The following is an 18,058-nucleotide window of genomic DNA, read 5'->3' on the forward strand; positions in this document are numbered from 1 at the left end:
AAAATAACGAAGCAGTTCCAATCTTTCGCTCGACTTCTTTCCTCCAATTTTTTATGGAAATACAAAATTCGATAGATTCCTTCTATCCAGGAAAAAGTAGTTACTTTATAATTAGTGAGCCTTATCAACAGACAAGCTTAATATAAATGGTCTTTTCTACTGTCACTTTTTTTATATTTCTTGCTTGTTTTTGTCATTTAATGCAATATGCTTTTTGGTCTTTCTACTCATTAACAAGTGCTTAAACATACATTAAACTACCCTATTAAATAAATGTCTAAAATCTATTGACATTGCGATTATTTATTTGTATTATATTACTTGTCTTGTTAATATTATGGCGGTGTAGCTCAGCTGGCTAGAGCGTACGGTTCATACCCGTGAGGTCGGGGGTTCGATCCCCTCCGCCGCTATCCAAAAAACCACGTAAAAAAATTTACGTGGTTTTTTTGTATTCTTTTTTACTGCATAGCTGAACAGACAAACTTCCTATAAAAATATAAAAAGCAAGCCAAATTGGCTTGCCTAAGCTATGGGAATATATAAACGATAAACCCTGCTATCTATTTGGTTATTCAGCAGCAAGTTACCCTCGTCTAGCGCCTCTTCCCCCGCGTTTCGACTCAGTATTTCGTTTCAGAGAAGCTAATCGATCTTCACTGTCTTTTAAGAAACGAGCCATTTTAGATTCGAAATTCTCCTTAGGAGCACGATTTTCATTTGATTTTGCATTACGTGACCTTTGAGAATTCCCTCCGGAATAGCCGCCTCTTGATTCTCTTCTTTCTCCGCGTTCGTATTGTGGTCTTTCTGGTCTCTCAGGTCTTTCTGGTCTATCTTTTGCTTTCTTAATAGATAGTCCAATTTTTCCATCTTTCTCGACATTAATCACTTTCACTTCGACTTCATCGCCTACTTTTAAGTGATCATTAATGTCTTTTACATAATTGTCTGCGACCTCACTAATATGAACAAGACCTGTTGCGCCTTCTGGGAGCTCAACAAACGCACCAAAATTAGTAATTCCTGTTACCTTTCCTTGTAACTTGCTGCCTACTTCGATTGACATAAAAAAGTTTTGCCTCCTTAAGGATATAAAAAATCGTACTTACTTATATTATACAGAATGGAAAAAAAGAGTGTCAATATTACTGCTGACCTTATTATTTTCCAGTTGTGTTTTTTGCATCTTTTTCAGGGATATTAAAAATAATTTCCCCTTTTTGTGAAAGTAATAAGTCTTTCCTTGCTAATTTAGCTAAATACTCTTCATCATTTAACTTAGCAATTTGGTCTTTTAGGTCTGCCTCTTTCTTTTCTAATGCAACAAGTTGTCCATCTAACTTTTCTTTCTCTGCTCTTTTCTCTTTTAAAGTGGAGCTTTGTGATATGAGTGTGGAAATCATGATAAAGCCAATAACAGCAGCACATACAAAGAACGTTGTCAGCCTGCGCATCAATAGCTTTTTCTTTCTAGCTCCACTAAGACTATTAGCTTGATGCTGTAAATTATATTCTGTTGGAAATGTTGTAACATCTGTTTTTCTTATGGCACTCATATGAGGCTCCTCCTTTCCATTATTTTTTTCTTTTAGCCATCCATTGTTTCAAATAGTTCTTTATTTCAAAGTAATATCCTGCCAATTTATTAAAAATTCTCTCGACGAATAATTTACCCTTTTTCGGCACAATTAGCCACAGCAGGGATAAAAGCCATTCAATTGGTTTAAAGAGTATTCCTATGATAAATCTTAATGTCCTAATTATACCATTGACAAGTGCCATAAGTCCCTTACCTAGAGCAATTATTATCGACAAAAGGAAGAAAATGATAGATTTAATTGGCTTATATACAATATTTACACCTATTCTAAGGAGAAAACGATAAGCATGGACACAAAAAGAAATAATTCCTTTTAATAATTGAAGGTAAAGAGTTTGAAATAAACTTTTGTACATAGCAAAACCTAATAGCAATGCTAAAGCCAAGTAAATGCGAACTTCTCCTTTGTTTACTAGAAAAAGAACATAAAACATAAGAAGAGCTTGCAAAACCCAAAAAAGGATATCATGGATAAAAACAATACTTCTTTTCCTTTTTGGCCTTTTCAAGAAGTATTGATATGTATCTAAACTTATTCCAAAGAATAGACCCATGCTAACCATTGCCAGCATGGTCATAAATTGTGTAGATAGTGTCATCGGAATATCTTGCTAAAGAATCCCTTAGCCTTATCTCCACTTTGATCGTCCACATAAACTAAATCAAATACCTTACCTTTAATAGAGACGATTCCCTTTTCTACATCAAGGTTTTTCATTTGCAGATTTTGACCGCGAATAGATAAAAATCCCATTACTGTTTCTAATATGAATTCTTCGTTATCAAAACTCTCTACTTGCTTTACACCCGTAATATCAAGCAGCTTTCTTCCTCTCATAATCACATCATGGTCTACAGTATTACTTTTGGTCATATTTGATTCATGATATTGGCTCATCATTATCCCTCACAATCCATTAGTACAATCTCTACTTGTACAAATATATGTGAGGAATCCTTATTTTAGAACAAGCCTTATAAGCGAAGAAAATAACCCTACTTTGTTTATTGCCATCTATATCGATTACTAAACTTAAGAAAGTGTTTCTTCTTTAATTATTTTATACATATTGGCAGCATCTTCTTTTTTCGTGGATTCCTGCAACATTTCCACCTTAGCTGTAACTAGCTTTTGCCCAAAACGAACCTGCAGCTCATCGCCGACCTTCACATTTGTGCTTGCTTTCGCCTGCTGTCCATTCACTAAAATTCTTCCTTGATCCGCAACTTCCTTTGCCAATGTTCTTCGTTTAATTAAGCGCGAAATTTTCAAGAATTTATCCAGTCTCATCCTAATAGCTCCTTCATATTGTTATTTTTTCTTTGCTTCATTCCAAAATTGGTCTAATTCTTCTAAATTCATTTGGCTCCATTCCTTCCCAGACTCTTTTACCCTTTCTTCTATATAAGAAAAGCGCTGTATAAACTTTTTATTTGTCCGGAAGATGGCTAATTCTGGATCCACTTTATAAAACCTAGCAATATTTACAAGCGAAAACAAAATATCACCAAATTCACTTTCTATTTGTTCATTATTATTAACCTCTTTTAATTCCTCTTGAAACTCCAGAATTTCCTCTTTTACCTTTTCCCAAGCTCCTTCTACATTCGGCCAATCAAATCCTATCTTTGCCGCTCTTTTTTGCAGTTCATAAGCTTGCATTAAGTTAGGCAACGCACTATTTATTCCCTCTAAAACAGACTCCCTGTCCGTTTTCGCTTCTTGTTTTTTCGCATTTTGCCAATGTTTCATCACATCATCAACAGAATCTGCTTGTTCTTCTCCAAATACATGTGGATGTCTACGAATCATTTTATCGGAAATCCCTTCCAATACATCATCAATAGAAAAATAACCCTCATCTTCTCCGATTTGACTATGAAGCATCACTTGCAATAACACGTCTCCAAGCTCTTCAATAATGTGGTCAATATCTCCTTCATTAATGGCTTCAATTAATTCATAGCTTTCTTCCAGTAAATATTTCCGTAAGCTTTCATGGGTTTGCTTTTTATCCCATGGGCAGCCATTTGGTCCACGAAGCTCTGCTATTATCTGCCTCAGCTGAGAAAATTCTTTATATAAGAATTTTTCTTCCTGAACAGGAGGCACATATATGCTTGTTAAATTATTTAAATCTACCTCTCTATCCAACTCATGCAGCTCTATTTCTTTTATCTTTTCTAGACTGCTTCCCGCTGCAGTGACAATCTTAATTGGATAATCATATGGCAGCATATCCATTAAGGTTAACTTCACTTCCGATGCAGAAAAAGTATCATATACCTGGCCAATAATCAAATGATTTCTAAGCTGAATACTTGCTCGATTAAGAGCAGTTCCGTCTAGCAGCTGAAAGCCCTCAATTGGATCAATTCGCAATGCCTGAAAAATACTGTCTAAAAAGCTTTGACCACCAGCAATTTCGATAGAGGCAATTCCTTCTTTATCTTTTTCTATTAAGAGTTGTACTGTTTTCTCTGCAACAAGCGGGTGACCTGGAACAGCATAGACAATATCCATCTCTTTTGCTTTTTCTAAAAGGAATTCAACAATCTCCTCATATACGGCTTCAAATTGATTATGTTTTTCATAAATAGAATCAAAGGAATAAAAGGTTATTCCCTCTTGCTTAAGCGTTGAGATAACGGGATGATCCTTCGTCCGGACATATACAGTTTTATTGTCATCAATTAAGCTGCGATAGACACCTAACGACAGCTGGTCTATATCCCCAGCTCCTAATCCAATAATTTTTATTTGACTCATTTTATTTCCTTCCTTTTTTCGGTAAAAACCATTTTAGTTTACTTCCTAATGGTAATAATGATAATTCCTTTTCTTTAAAAACATTTCCTCGCAACACGATTGCCACATATATTATTCCACCTATTACTACCCCGGATACTGCTTGAATAGCGCTTTTAATCCGGTCATGCTCGATCCCTTCAAGCAGTATAGAAGTAAGTGGTATATATCCTCTCAGTACAAGTAACATAACTAGACTCGCACCACTTATAATCATTATCTGTTTTAAACTAATAAGCGGTTCTTTGACTATTTTTTTCAATTTTACTGCCATTAAAATTAGAATGATAGATAATACAATAAGCGATGCATAGGCTGCTCCATCTATCCCAAAGGCAGGAATGAGCACAATGTTAAGAACATACTTCCCTATAAAACCTAATACAATCAAAAGGGCTGGATAGAAAGATTGCCCTAAGCCTTGAAGAACGGCCATTATCGTTGCAATAATAGCATTAAGGAATATTACAAAAAACAGAACAGTAAGCACTTCTGAACCGGCATCATTCTTAAACAGCATGCTGTTTGTCTCTCGAATAATCCCAATTAGCCCTACAGTCGCTCCAAGTCCAATAAAAAAACTGACTAAAAGAGAGAAATGGATATTTCTCATAAGATCCCTCTTACTTGTCTTTTGGCGATTCTTTGTAATAAGCGGGACAATACTTAAAGCCATCGAAGTAGAAATGATACTTCCAATTTGTATGAGCGGCTGCCCTCTATCATAAATTCCTTTCATCACTTTGGCCTTTTCATCAGCCATGCCATTTTCCATTAATAAGGAATATAAATTCAATGAATCTGCTAGTTGCAATAACACTAAAAGCATACTACTAATAGAAATAGTTATGCCCTCATATATTACTCTTTTACAAAGAATACGATTCTCCCTTTCAAAAAGAAGCGAAAAGTGAAAAAGCGAAAAAGAAAGGGCGGATTTCCTATAAAAATAAATTAAGACGAACAAGGAGAGTAAGCCCCCGACAACAGAGCCAAACATAGCACCTGCCCCAATGGCATATAAGGAGTAACCTTGATAAGAAAAAAACACAGCAACGAACAGAATAATCCCTACTCTGATTAATTGTTCGCCCACCTGTGAAACTGCTGTCGGAATCATATTTCCTTCCCCTTGGAAAATCCCTCTCAAAATAGCAATCAAAGGGGAAAACAGAAACGCAAAAGAAATAACTTTCATTAAGGATGCCAGATGAGGATCTCCCATCCAAGAGGCAAGTCTTCCTGCATTAAAAAATAGAGCTAGAAAAGCTATCATGCCAATGGGAACAAATAAGAAAAAAGAGGAACTCACAAGTCTATTTATACCTGATTGATTCCCCTCTACTTTCATTTCCATATACAATTTTGATAGTACGACTGGAAAACCATATGTAGATAAAGCAATAATTACCCCATAAAAAGGATAAACTTGCTGATAGATATAAAAGCCTTTATCACCAACAATATTTTGAAACGGTATTCGATATACAGCACTTAGTACTTTAGTTATTAAGGCAGCTATCATGAGAATAAAAGCGCCTTTAAACCAGACATTTGATTGCGAAGTCTTCACATGTCTAGCTCCTTCCATAATTACTTTCACTAGTATTATAGCATAGTTAGATGGAAGATGTATCCTTGCACATAACACTTTTTCCATAAATTAACATAAAAAGAGGAGGGGGACATAATTGTTTAAGTCAAATTTAACCCCGAACAATTATACGTAAACAAAATTCGTATAATTGTCCGGGTTTTTTCTATTTTAAGAAAGAGGGGTTGTCGTAATCACTCGCAGACTGAATACACTTCGCTTTCCATGGGGCGAGCACCAAGCCTCCTCGGCACATAGAGTGTCTGTAGCGTATTAGTGGTTGTTCATCTTTATTCATTATATATTTCGTTTTGTCCCAGCCACCTAAAAAACAAATTCCTTTATTCCATAATGCTTAGCACGATAATAATTAGCAATGGAAGAAAAACAAGAACATAGCCAATTGGATTAGCAAAGTTCAATGTCCAGCCAACTCCAAAACGCTTCTCCACAAAAATAGAAGGATCGCTTTTATTAAAATAAAATAAACCACCTTTCCAATAGCTATCTCCATCAAAAGATGAGATTTCTTTTGTGTCCTGTTCTTCTCCCTCCAATCCGCGATTTAATCTTTCTAACTTAAACGTAAATAGCATCGTGCCAATTAATATTAATAGGGTAATAAGAAGTGGCATAAGAAAAACTAAGTGATCACTGAAAATATTAGGGTATAAAGTGGTTAATTGTAGCACGATAAAAAGAACCGTAATAGCAATAGACGTAAGCAGAAGAAACCAGCTTGAATATTTGCGGTACTTTAGCTGTCTTAGTTTGGATGCTTGTTTATTATTGGCAATCATTTTAATCCCTGATTTTTTAGTGGCGCTGTTTATGCCTAAGAACATAACCTGCATCGTTAATAACACCAGCAGCATGGACACAGAGGATATGGGCGTCTTCTTTGTAAATTGATCTGGTGTACCATCCACTCCCCAATGCACAGGTATTTCTGCTGGCAATACATGATATTGTGTTGCTATAAAGAGAAGGAATCCTACCGTAATTATTATTGGAATAAGAAAAACATACCATGGGAGCATCTCATCTTTTTGTCTAACCCCAATCTCTGTTATGCTTATCTCTTTTAACTCCTCCTCCCACTTATGCGCTGCTTTTATTGCTATCATTTTTCCGTGAAAGTAAAAATAGAGACTTAAGCTCCAGAACAAAATAGCAAACAACAAAATGGTTCCAGCAAATGCTACTTGATCTGTTTGAGTGTTATTCGCAGCTTGCCAAATATAATAAGCTATAATCCCAATAAGAGAAGGAACGATAACGAAGATAGAATATCGTCTTTTATAGGTTGAAATTTGCGGATTATTTACTTGTTTGTTGGGAATGGTTACCCCAAATACAACTGTTTTTCGTACTAGAAAAGGCATAGCCGCTTCAAAAAAAACAGTAATGATAATCATGCTAATAAAAATAATGGTTTCCATTTTTTATTCCTCCTTTAATTTATGGATAATGGATTGTATTAACCCTGTTATTTCTTTTTCCTTCATTCCTATTACTAACGCTTCCACAATCATTGGTTTTAAGCTATTTGAAATTCTGCTCTGCTCTTCTTGGGTTGGAATCCCATTGTTTGTTCGAATGATTGCACCAGATTTAGGAATAATTTGAATAAGCCCCTTTTTTTCGAGAGCATGATAACTTTTATTCACAGTATGCATATTGACACCTAAATCAGCGGCCAGTGAACGAACAGATGGTAACACATCACCATCCTGTAATTCTTGCCTAATTATCCCTATCATGATTTGCATAGTAAGTTGTTCATAGATGGGCATTTCCAATTCAGGATTTATTTGTATATACATCATTAATCACCTCATACTGTTATATTCTTATTATAACAGAATTGTTCTATTTTTAGTAGAACAATTTTCATCATAGAGTGCTATTCTTTCCATAAACAAAAAAGTCGACAGCTCTTTTCCGAGTTTGTCGACTTTTAAAATATATGGTTTAGTAAAAATGTTAGGCAAACCTTATGATTCCATTTGGCGAGCTAAAAATCCTGCTGCGGTTTCAACTGCCTTTTTCTCTACATCACCAAGTGAATCCTCTTTTGCGAAAATGACAACTGCCCCAATTGGATCACCATTTGCAATAATAGGACCAATGGTATAGGCAGAAATCGTTTCAGTAGTACCATCAACTAAGGATACTTGGTCTTGTTGATTCATCAGTATGGACCCTCTATCCTCCATTGCCTTTTCCACTACACTACTAATGTTCTTATTTAAATAGTCCTTTTTCGATCCACCCGAAACAGCGATGTAAGAATCTCTATCACAAATTAGCACAGCATTTCCTAAACTATCATAGAGAGCCTCAGCATATTCCTTAGCAAAATCGCTTAATTCACTTATAGGTGAATATTTCTTTAAAATTACTTCTCCATCTCGATCAACAAAAATCTCTAATGGATCCCCTTCGCGAATTCGTAATGTTCTTCTGATTTCTTTTGGGATAACGACACGACCCAAATCATCGATTCGACGCACAATTCCAGTTGCTTTCATTCCGTGTTGCCTCACTTTCATCAGATGATTTTTTTAAATTGGCGAAAGCATTCTCACTATACATGAAATGTTCACCATATTTAAACATAGTATCTTTCATATGGTAAGTTCTATACATTAATCATGCAAAATTTTCTCTAGGTAGCTTTATTTTCCTTTTTGAATATTTCAAGAAGGAAAAAGATGATTTACCATATTATCAATTTTACTTCCCAGATTGGGATAAACCATTTATTTATTCTTGTGTTTACTTAGATGTCATTCCAAAGAAAATCTACTATTGTTATCTATATTGTTTATACCCTTGTCCCCCTATATTAAACATCCTATTCACGCTATTTTCTTTAAAAAATGGGGAAATGGAAAGGAAGGTGCACAAAAAATAGCTAATGTGGAAAGATGGGTAATCTATATAACGATTTCAATAAAGACTGGTTTCTCATATAGTATTTATAAGCCAATTGTGGAGAACACTTTCCAAATTAGAGGATTTTAGATCTTTGAAAACAAAAAAACCAAATGATTATACGAAATGTTATTAGCATCCGTATAATCATTCGGGTTTCTCCTTGGTGGGAATACTTACATTCCAATCACAAGACTATATAAGGAAACTCATCCCTATTATTTAGTAACTTGTTCTGGTTCTTTTTTAAATGTATTTAATGCTTCTACCATTTCATGGCAAGCCTTCAGCCACTTTTCTTTTTCAACACCCTTTACATGGAAGATCATTTTTAATTTTCTTCCTTCCATACCAAGACCAATCATTCGACCATACTTAGAACTCTTCTCAAATATTTTTTGGCCATCCATACGGTCGCTTCCATGTTCCGATAATAAAATAAGTACTTCATCCTTCGTCTGCTTGATCAACTCTACTCCTGCTTGCTTTCCATAAATCTTCATTTCTGTAATTTTGAAAAGATACGAAACTTCTTCTGGATAGTCTCCAAAACGATCAATTAATTCTTCTCTTAGCTCTTCCATATCCTCTAAGGAAGTAACACCTCTAAAACGCTTATACATTTCAATTTTTTGCTGTCCATCATTAATGTAAAAATCAGGAATATAGGCATCTATATCTAAGTCAATTTCAATCGTCTGCCTTAGTTCTTCACTAATTGTTCCTTTTCTCTCTTCAATAGCTTCTTTTAGCATTTGAGAGTATAAGTCAAACCCGACTGAATCAATAAATCCATGTTGTTGGGCACCGAGAAGATTTCCTGCACCACGAATAGTCAAATCGCGCATGGCAATTTTAAAGCCAGATCCTAATTCCGTAAACTCTTTGATTGCCTGCAATCTCTTTTCTGCGACCTCTGTTAGAACTTTATCCTTCTTATACGTAAAATACGCATAAGCTACTCGATTCGAACGTCCAACCCTGCCTCGTAATTGGTATAATTGCGACAGCCCCATACGGTCTGCATCCTGGACAATTAGTGTATTTACATTTGGTATATCTACTCCTGTTTCAATAATCGTCGTACTTACTAAAACGTCATATTCCCCTTCTAAAAACCCAAGCATTACTGATTCTAATTCATTTTCTGTCATTTTCCCGTGAGCATAAGTAACTCTGGCGTCAGGCACCAACATTGAAATTTCCTCAGCCTTTCTCTCAATGTCTTCAACTCGGTTATACAGAAAATAAATTTGGCCATTTCTGGCAAGTTCTCTTTCAATCGCTTCTCTTACAAGTCCACCATTATACTCCATTACATAGGTTTGAATAGGGAATCTATTTTCAGGAGGGGTCTCGATAACGGATAAGTCACGTACACCAAGCATAGACATATGGAGTGTTCTTGGAATTGGTGTAGCCGTTAGCGTCAATACATCAATATTCGTTTTTAATTGTTTTATTTTCTCTTTATGCGTTACACCAAAGCGTTGTTCCTCATCGATAATCAATAAACCTAAATCTCGATAAGAGATATCCTTTGATAAAATCCGATGCGTTCCTACGACAATATCAATGGTTCCTGCTTTAAGTCCTTTTAGCGTGTCATTTTGCTGTTTTCTCGTTCTAAATCTGCTGAGTAAGCCAATTTCAATTGGATAATCTTGAAAACGCTCTCTCAACGTTTCATAATGCTGCTGCGCTAAAATAGTTGTTGGAACCAAGAAAGCTACTTGCTTTCCATCCGCTATCGCTTTAAAAGCCGCTCTGATTGCAACCTCTGTTTTCCCGTAACCAACATCTCCGCAAAGAAGACGATCCATCGGTCTTTCTCTTTCCATGTCTTTTTTGATTTCATGAATAGACCGTAATTGATCCTCTGTTTCCTGGTAGGCAAATGCCGCTTCAAATTCTCGCTGCATTTCCCCGTCTGGAGAGAAGGCATAACCAACAGAAGCCTCTCTTTCCGCATACAGCTTAATAAGATCATCCGCTATATCTTGAACAGAAGACTCTACCTTTTTCTTTACTTTCTTCCAATCGTTACCGCCTAATTTGTATATCTTTGGTTCTTTGCTCTCTGATCCAACATATTTTTGGACCAAATCAATCTGCTCAACAGGAACGTATAACTTATCATTTCCTTGATATCGTAAATGTAGGTAATCCTTGTGGACACCATTAATTTGAAGTGTTTCAATCCCAAGGTATTTACCAATACCATGGTTAACATGGACTACATAGTCACCAACATTTAACTCAGAGTAACTCTTTATACGCTCTGCATTTGTTAGTTTTTGTCTTCTTTTGGATAACTTTTTAGTCTTTGTCTTAAATAGTTCTTCTTCTGTTATTACCGCTAGTTTTAGGATAGGAAGCTCAAATCCTGACTGCAGATGACCTTCTAATAATTGAATTTTCCCTTCGGAAATCTTCTTAGCGTTTTTTTGAATCATTACTTCCATATCATAATCTTGAAGAACTTGCTCTAACTTTTCTAAGCGCTCCTCACTATTACCAAGCAGAACAACGGTGTAATGATTTTTTTTCCATCTTTCCATTTCTGTCTTCAAAACATTCATTTGCCCGTGGAAATTCTGCATTTGTTTACAGGATACATTTATGATATTTTGCGGATTAGTATTTGGAACATGGCGTAAGAATAAAGATAAATAGACAATTGGCTGTTTTGCCTGATGTAAAAGATGATTGATACTTTGAGATAAGGTTAACCCATGAATAATTTCTCCCTCACCTAACAAGCTTGTATACCAATCAGCTTCTTCTTTCTCAAGCGTGTCATTCATTTCTTGCACTCTACTAATTTCATCGACAATTAAAAAACCGTTACTCGGTAAATAATCTATTAAACTGACATGTTCTCCATAGAGAATGGATAAGTATTTATATAGTTGTTCTGGCTTTTGCCCATTTCTTAGCTGTTCCATTTCCCTGCTAATATTCTGTGTCAGTAACGTTCTTGTCGCTTCATCTTTTATTTTTTTTAAGCTTTGGGCTAAGCCTTTTTCCAGCATAGCCAGCAAGTCGCCGACTGCATTCTCATCATAAAGAATTTCTGTCGCCGGTCCAATGCTTACGTTTTCCTTTTTTTCCTTCGAGCGTTGATCCTCAAGCGAAAAGGCTCTAATCGAATCAATTTCTGTATCAAATAATTCAATACGGAGCGGATCTTCCTCTGTTAATGGATAAATATCTAAAATTCCACCGCGCACACTAAATTCTCCCGGCGATGAAACCATCTCCGAGCGTACATATCCCATATGAACAAGCTTTAATAAAAAAGCTTCTAAATCAAGATCTTGCCCAATTTCAAGTTTTAATTGCGCTTCCTTCCATAACTTTTTTGGAGGAAGCAGCTTTCTCAGACCTGCTACTGGCGCAATCATGATTCCCGACTTTTTTTTCGCCCAATAATTCAATACCTCTATACGCTGAGCCTTTAATTCTGGACTTGCAATACTAATTTCAGCTGCAATTAATTCATTTGCAGGATAGAGAAAAACGTCCTTTTCGTCCACTATATTGGTAATATCATCGTATAGCTTTTGCGCCTGTAATAAATTATGAGTCACAATTAATAATGGCTTCTTTGTTTTTTCATAAATTGAAGTCATATATAAAGTACGTGCTGAATTGGAAAGTCCTGAAACTAATTGTTCATGTAATCCAGCATCTAGTCCTGAAATGACATTTTGTATATCTTCTTGCTGTTTAAATAATTGTTTTAGCCCTAACAAAAAATTTTCCCTCCCATTCGAAAGCAAAAGACACCATAAAATGGTGTTGAGCTAGTTTTTTCTTATTTTTTAGTAAAGTATATGACTTCCTGCTTGCTAGCTCTTTTTATTTTCAACGTGCATCCATTCCTGATAATTTGTTCTTATCTTACACGATATATCTATGATTGCAATCTATTTATTTCCTAATTAATGACTAGTTACTATTAATCCTTCAGCTCATGCCCCTTAAGCAGAATGGAATCATGCTTATCATGACATCATTTAAAAAAAGATGAAAGAAAATACTCCTTAATGTTGTTATATACGAGATATCTTGCCTATATTCCTGCTACCCGCAAGAAAACAAATATATAGACAACGGAAAAATGCTTTGGATTATTCCAAAGCTTTTTCCGAATTAAAAAACAATCCTCTAATGAATCAAATAATCATTTTCATAGTAGCCTGGGTTTTTTGACAATGATTCTTGGCAGTCCTCACAAATAGACTTTACCTCAATATCACCTGTTTGATGATATTGAATCATTTCTGATCGATCTTCGTCCGATAAATGATCAAATCCTAAGCGATTTGCTGCAATGGACTCTGTATCAAGTGTTCCCATATGCACACCACAATGTCTGCAATGATAATGTATAGCCATCCCTAGGCCTCCTTACTAGCACATTAATATTGCTAGTATTCACCTATTCGGATGTAAATATAACCAAAATAAGCAGATGGTTCTCTATCTTACTGGATATTATATTTATTCATTACTTGTAAAAAGGGTTCTTCTGCCCATTGGACACACGCATCTGCACATTTTTTTATGGTTCCCTCTAATATGTCCATTTCTTCTTTAGTAAATTTTCCAAGGACATAATCAACTACTTTCATTCCATTTTTAGGACGATCAATTCCAACTCTTATACGATTGAACTTTTCTGTGCCAACATGAAGAATAGTTGACTTAATCCCATTATGTCCGCCAGAGCTTCCTTTTTGTCGAAGTCGGATTCTTCCGACTGGCAGATCTAGGTCATCATAAATAACGACTAAATCTTCTGGCTCTAGATCATAGTAATCCATAATTGGACGAATAGACTCCCCAGAAAGATTCATATATGTAAGCGGCTTTAATAAAATCATTTTTTCACCGCCAATAACTCCTATTCCATAATTTCCTTTGAATTTTGCCTTATCTAATGGAATATTATAATGACTTGATAAAAAATCAATTACTTCAAATCCAATATTATGTCTTGTTCTATCATATTGCTTCCCTGGGTTACCAAGACCTACAATTAATTTCATATGAATCCCCCTGCTTTTTCATTCTATACTCCTATATCATACAAGAAAAAGGTTTGGCCAATAGAATGCTAATCGGTCAAACCTTTTTCTTGCTTTTGCTTTTCTAGAAATCCCTTTCTAAAAAAGTACAGGGAGAATACATTTAGATAAATCGGATTATTCTTCAGCTGTTTCTGGCTCTGTTTCTCTGCCTTCCACATTATCCGGCATACCTTCTTCTTGTTGTTCTCCTGTACTAATTTCTTCTTCCTGTCTTGGTGCAAGAATTGATGCGATAACTTCCTCTTTTTCGTGGTTAATTTCTATTTTATCATAACCCTTCACATCTCCGACAGTAATCGTATCTCCTACCTGAAGCTCTGTTACATCAATATCAATACTAGATGGGATATCATTAGGCTTTGCTGTCACTGTTACTTCGTGTAAAGCCTGCTGCATAACGCCGCCATCTTTTACTCCAGCAGCTTCCCCCACTAAAGATACTTTTACTGGTGCACTGATAGCCTTTGATAAGTCTACCGCTAAAAAATCCACATGTATAATGCCTCGCTTAATTGGATCAGCATCATACTCATTTAAAACGACATTATAATTTTCCCCATCAATATCTAGTGAAATAACGCCATTTCTCCCAACTTCACGAATCGTTTTCAAGAAATTAGCCTCACTCAAGGAAATTGCCGTATTTTCTATTTTTGATCCATAAACAATACCTGGAATTTCTCCATTATTTCTTAATTTTGTTAAGCTTGAATGTTTGTCCATCGTACGTTTTTTTGCCTGTAAAGTTGTTGTCATGATTTCACCTTCCATTATTTTATCAAATGAACACTCTTATATAAAAAATGCCCTAAATGGAAGATATTTAAACATAAAGAATTTGCTTTCTGTTTAAAAGAAAGGCACAATACCAATAGCCGCCTGCCTTTTAGACAAGCGACTAATCTGAATGATATGAAGGGTTCTATCAATCAAATAAGAAACTTACTGATTGGTCTTGGTGAACACGTAAAATCGCTTCACCTAATAGGTCAGCAACTGATAATTGAATAACGTTAGCTGAAAGTTTCTTTTCACCCAATTCGATAGAATTTGTTACAACTAATTCTTTGATTTTAGAATTATTAATTCTTTCCATTGCAGGTCCTGACAAAACAGGATGTGTACAGCATGCATAAACCTCTTTTGCTCCATTTTCTGCGAGAGCATTGGCACCAAGTGTAATGGTTCCAGCTGTATCAATAATATCATCAATAAGGATAGCAATTTTCCCTTCGATATTACCAACAATATTCATAACTTCCGCAACATTTGGCTTTGGACGTCTTTTATCAATAATAGCAATTGGCGCCTTTAATCGTTCTGCAAGTTTTCTTGCTCTTGTAACCCCGCCATGATCTGGAGAAACAATCACAAGCTCTCCATCGAATTCACGTTGACTGAAGTAATTACCAAGGATTGGCACACCCATTAAGTGATCAATCGGAATATCAAAGAAACCTTGAATTTGTGGTGCATGCAAGTCTAATGTAATAACACGAGTTGCTCCAGCTGTCTCTAATAAATTAGCTACCAATTTCGCTGTAATTGGTTCTCGTGCTCTTGCTTTTCTATCTTGTCTAGCATACCCATAATAAGGAATTACTAGGTTAATCGTCTTAGCTGAGGCACGCTTCAATGCATCAATCATGATTAATAACTCCATAATATGTTCGTTAACAGGTGCACTTGTTGACTGAATAACATAGACGTCACAACCACGGATACTTTCCTCAATATTAATTTGAATTTCACCATCGCTAAAACGTGTTACTGAACATTTCCCTAATTCTACTCCAATTGAATCGGCAATTTCCTGCGCTAAAGCTGGATTAGAGTTTAAACTGAATACCTTCAAATTTGGATCTAAATTCTTAACTGGCATGCTGAACCTCCACTGGTCTTTTTCCTCTTATAGTACGAAGAATGAAACATATCTATTAAACGAATTATTCTTCCTTTTAACCTATTTATTTACGTTTATAATTCTCTTTATTAACTTGACGTGCACGGGCAATCGAAAGTGCCTCAGAAGGAACGTTATCTGTAATGGTGGAGCCTGCTGCAACATAAGCACCTTTTCCAACTGTGACAGGTGCAATCAAATTGGAATTACATCCAATAAATGCGCCATCTTCTATCGTCGTCATAAACTTATTTTTGCCATCATAATTAACTGTAATGGTTCCACAGCCAATATTGACATCACTACCAACATTCGCATCTCCAATATAACTTAAATGAGATGCCTTACTGCCTTTTCCAAATGTCGCTTTCTTGATTTCAACAAAGTTTCCAATCTTCACTTCATCATCAATCATGGATGCTGGACGAATATGTGCAAACGGTCCAATATTCACATCAGAGCCAATGCTGCTATCATGGGCGACAGATTGTTTAATAGCCGTATTATTTCCCACTGTACAATTATTTATTTCTGTATTTGGCCCAATAATACAATCTGCACCTATTACAGTATTTCCTTTAATCATACTTCCAGGATATATAACGGTATCCTCTTTAATTGCTACGTCTGCTTCAATATAAGTATTGGACGGATCAATTATCGTTACGCCATTCCGCATATGCTGTTCATTGATTCGCTTTCTCATGATTGATTCTGCTTCAGATAAAGCAATCCGGTCATTCACACCAATTGTTTCATTGAAATCTGTGGTTTGGAATGCACTTACTGTTTCTCCCTGCTTTTTTAAAATCTCAATAACGTCTGGCAGATAGTACTCTCCTTGAACATTTTCATTGGAGACATTAGCCAACGCCTGAAATAGCAGTGCATTATCAAATACATAGGTACCTGTATTAATTTCTGTTATTTTTCTTTCTTCATCCGTTGCATCCTTGTGTTCTACAATTTTCTCTACTACTCCCATTGAATTACGAATGATTCTGCCGTACCCATCTGGCTTACTTGCCTTTGCCGTTAAAATGGTTGCCTTCGCTCCTACTTTCTCATGGTGTAAAAAGAGTGCTTCTATCGTTTCACTTGTCATAAGTGGCGTATCCCCGCATATAACGAGTGTCACTCCTTCTTTGTCTACAAGGAGATCTTTTGCTTGTATTACTGCATGTGCCGTTCCAAGCTGTTCTTTTTGATTTACGTATTTCACACTATTACCAAGCTGTGCTTTTACTTTTTCTGAACCGTGGCCAATTACTGTTACGATTGAATCCACTTGTAGCTTTTCCACTTGATCTACAACGTGCTGTACCATCGGTTTCCCACAAACAGGATGAAGTACTTTATAAAGTTTTGACTTCATTCTAGTACCCTGTCCTGCGGCTAAAATCACTGCGTAACGAGTTGTCATTCACAGGCCTCCAATAACCTTTTTATCCACTAAAAAATATATCTCAAATACATCTTGATTTCAAGGAAGGATTCACATTTTATGTATGCTTCTTTATAAAAGCTGTTTTATTAATTGTAACATTTTCTTTTTTCCCTATAGAGAATACCTTCACCAACCATGAGAAAGTGATAAACCTTATCTATTTTATGATACTAAAAGAACAAATTGTTTTCATTGGAAAATCAAGGGGTAAATAGGAGAGAAATAGAAATAAAAAAAAGAGCCTTACTCTTAGGAAGTAGGCTCTAGCTGCAGATTATTTTAGGAAGCTCCAGCTTCTTCAAATTCAATTTCTAATTCACCCAGGCGGTGGTATTCTGCCAAAACTGCTTCCTGGATTTTTCCTCTTGTACCAGAGTTAATTGGATGAGCGATATCCCTAAACTCACCATCCGGAGTTCGTTTACTTGGCATCGCTACAAATAGTCCGTTATTTCCGTCAATTACCCTAATATCGTGAACAACAAATTCATTATCTAGTGTAATAGAGGCAATAGCTCTCATACGTCCATCCGTGTTAACTCGGCGTAGCCTTACATCAGTTACTTCCATCCTGTTCACCACCTTTACTAGAAGATAAAATCTAGTTATTAAATTCAACAGAATTTTCATAACTCCTTCTTTTAGGTGAAATTTTTTAGAATA

17 protein-coding genes and 1 tRNA gene are annotated in these 18,058 nt (G+C 35.7%); 1 reads left to right on the forward strand and 17 read right to left on the reverse strand.

The features are described 5' to 3' along the window. Positions 1-339 precede the first annotated feature (339 nt). Positions 340-413: transfer RNA gene (locus BCI01S_RS22190), tRNA-Met, on the forward strand. 173 nt (positions 414-586) lie between these two features. On the opposite strand, the gene BCI01S_RS22195 is transcribed toward BCI01S_RS22190, so the two are convergent. The 17 genes from BCI01S_RS22195 to spoVG form a co-directional block, all read right to left on the reverse strand. Then, positions 587-1,069 (reverse strand): S1 domain-containing RNA-binding protein, encoded by a 483-nt coding sequence (locus BCI01S_RS22195; RefSeq protein WP_047944385.1) that lies wholly within the window; start codon positions 1,067-1,069, stop codon positions 587-589. Positions 1,070-1,163: 94 nt separating this feature from the next. Then, complete coding sequence (locus tag BCI01S_RS22200; RefSeq protein ID WP_061801121.1) at positions 1,164-1,559, reverse strand: FtsB family cell division protein; 396 nt, start codon at positions 1,557-1,559, stop codon at positions 1,164-1,166. A 19-nt stretch (positions 1,560-1,578) separates the two neighbouring features. Next, positions 1,579-2,202: a spore cortex biosynthesis protein YabQ gene (gene yabQ, locus BCI01S_RS22205; RefSeq protein WP_047944383.1), complete on the reverse strand. Its 624-nt coding sequence runs from the start codon at positions 2,200-2,202 to the stop codon at positions 1,579-1,581. Then, positions 2,199-2,501, reverse strand: coding sequence for a sporulation protein YabP (gene yabP / locus BCI01S_RS22210; RefSeq protein ID WP_047944382.1), 303 nt, complete (start codon positions 2,499-2,501; stop codon positions 2,199-2,201). Before yabP ends, yabQ begins: the two co-directional genes overlap by 4 nt. Positions 2,502-2,636: 135 nt before the next feature. Then, the gene (locus BCI01S_RS22215; protein ID WP_016204747.1) at positions 2,637-2,894 is read right to left on the reverse strand and encodes an RNA-binding S4 domain-containing protein; all 258 of its coding nucleotides are present in this window, start codon (positions 2,892-2,894) and stop codon (positions 2,637-2,639) included. A gap of 21 nt (positions 2,895-2,915) precedes the next feature. Then, a complete protein-coding gene (gene yabN / locus BCI01S_RS22220; protein ID WP_061801122.1) occupies positions 2,916-4,373 on the reverse strand; it encodes a bifunctional methyltransferase/pyrophosphohydrolase YabN in 1,458 nt (485 codons plus the stop codon). A 1-nt stretch (position 4,374) separates the two neighbouring features. Further along, positions 4,375-5,985: a putative polysaccharide biosynthesis protein gene (locus BCI01S_RS22225; protein ID WP_082810124.1), complete on the reverse strand. Its 1,611-nt coding sequence runs from the start codon at positions 5,983-5,985 to the stop codon at positions 4,375-4,377. A 362-nt stretch (positions 5,986-6,347) separates the two neighbouring features. Beyond that, positions 6,348-7,448 carry a DUF1648 domain-containing protein gene (locus BCI01S_RS22230; RefSeq protein WP_235844559.1) on the reverse strand — a complete coding sequence of 367 codons (1,101 nt, stop codon included), beginning with the start codon at positions 7,446-7,448 and terminating at the stop codon, positions 6,348-6,350. Positions 7,449-7,451: 3 nt separating this feature from the next. Beyond that, on the reverse strand, positions 7,452-7,835 hold the full coding sequence (locus BCI01S_RS22235; RefSeq protein ID WP_309325926.1) for a GntR family transcriptional regulator: 384 nt from the start codon (positions 7,833-7,835) through the stop codon (positions 7,452-7,454). 168 nt (positions 7,836-8,003) lie between these two features. Next, positions 8,004-8,540: a stage V sporulation protein T gene (gene spoVT / locus BCI01S_RS22240; protein ID WP_047944373.1), complete on the reverse strand. Its 537-nt coding sequence runs from the start codon at positions 8,538-8,540 to the stop codon at positions 8,004-8,006. 624 nt (positions 8,541-9,164) lie between these two features. Beyond that, a complete protein-coding gene (gene mfd / locus BCI01S_RS22245) occupies positions 9,165-12,704 on the reverse strand; it encodes a transcription-repair coupling factor (RefSeq protein WP_047944371.1) in 3,540 nt (1,179 codons plus the stop codon). A 415-nt stretch (positions 12,705-13,119) separates the two neighbouring features. Beyond that, positions 13,120-13,350 (reverse strand): anti-sigma-F factor Fin, encoded by a 231-nt coding sequence (fin, locus tag BCI01S_RS22250; RefSeq protein WP_047944370.1) that lies wholly within the window; start codon positions 13,348-13,350, stop codon positions 13,120-13,122. 89 nt (positions 13,351-13,439) lie between these two features. Then, positions 13,440-14,003, reverse strand: a complete 564-nt coding sequence (gene pth, locus BCI01S_RS22255) for an aminoacyl-tRNA hydrolase (RefSeq protein ID WP_047944369.1) — start codon at positions 14,001-14,003, stop codon at positions 13,440-13,442. 156 nt (positions 14,004-14,159) lie between these two features. After that, complete coding sequence (locus BCI01S_RS22260) at positions 14,160-14,801, reverse strand: 50S ribosomal protein L25/general stress protein Ctc (RefSeq protein WP_047944368.1); 642 nt, start codon at positions 14,799-14,801, stop codon at positions 14,160-14,162. Between the two features lie 169 nt (positions 14,802-14,970). Beyond that, complete coding sequence (locus BCI01S_RS22265) at positions 14,971-15,927, reverse strand: ribose-phosphate diphosphokinase (protein ID WP_047944366.1); 957 nt, start codon at positions 15,925-15,927, stop codon at positions 14,971-14,973. Between the two features lie 85 nt (positions 15,928-16,012). Beyond that, positions 16,013-17,371 (reverse strand): bifunctional UDP-N-acetylglucosamine diphosphorylase/glucosamine-1-phosphate N-acetyltransferase GlmU, encoded by a 1,359-nt coding sequence (glmU, locus tag BCI01S_RS22270; RefSeq protein ID WP_047944365.1) that lies wholly within the window; start codon positions 17,369-17,371, stop codon positions 16,013-16,015. Between the two features lie 303 nt (positions 17,372-17,674). Next, positions 17,675-17,965 (reverse strand): septation regulator SpoVG, encoded by a 291-nt coding sequence (gene spoVG, locus BCI01S_RS22275; protein ID WP_026574035.1) that lies wholly within the window; start codon positions 17,963-17,965, stop codon positions 17,675-17,677. Positions 17,966-18,058: the final 93 nt, after the last annotated feature.

The organism is Niallia circulans NBRC 13626 (assembly GCF_001591585.1).
In the GTDB taxonomy this organism is placed as follows: domain Bacteria; phylum Bacillota; class Bacilli; order Bacillales; family Cytobacillaceae; genus Niallia; species Niallia circulans.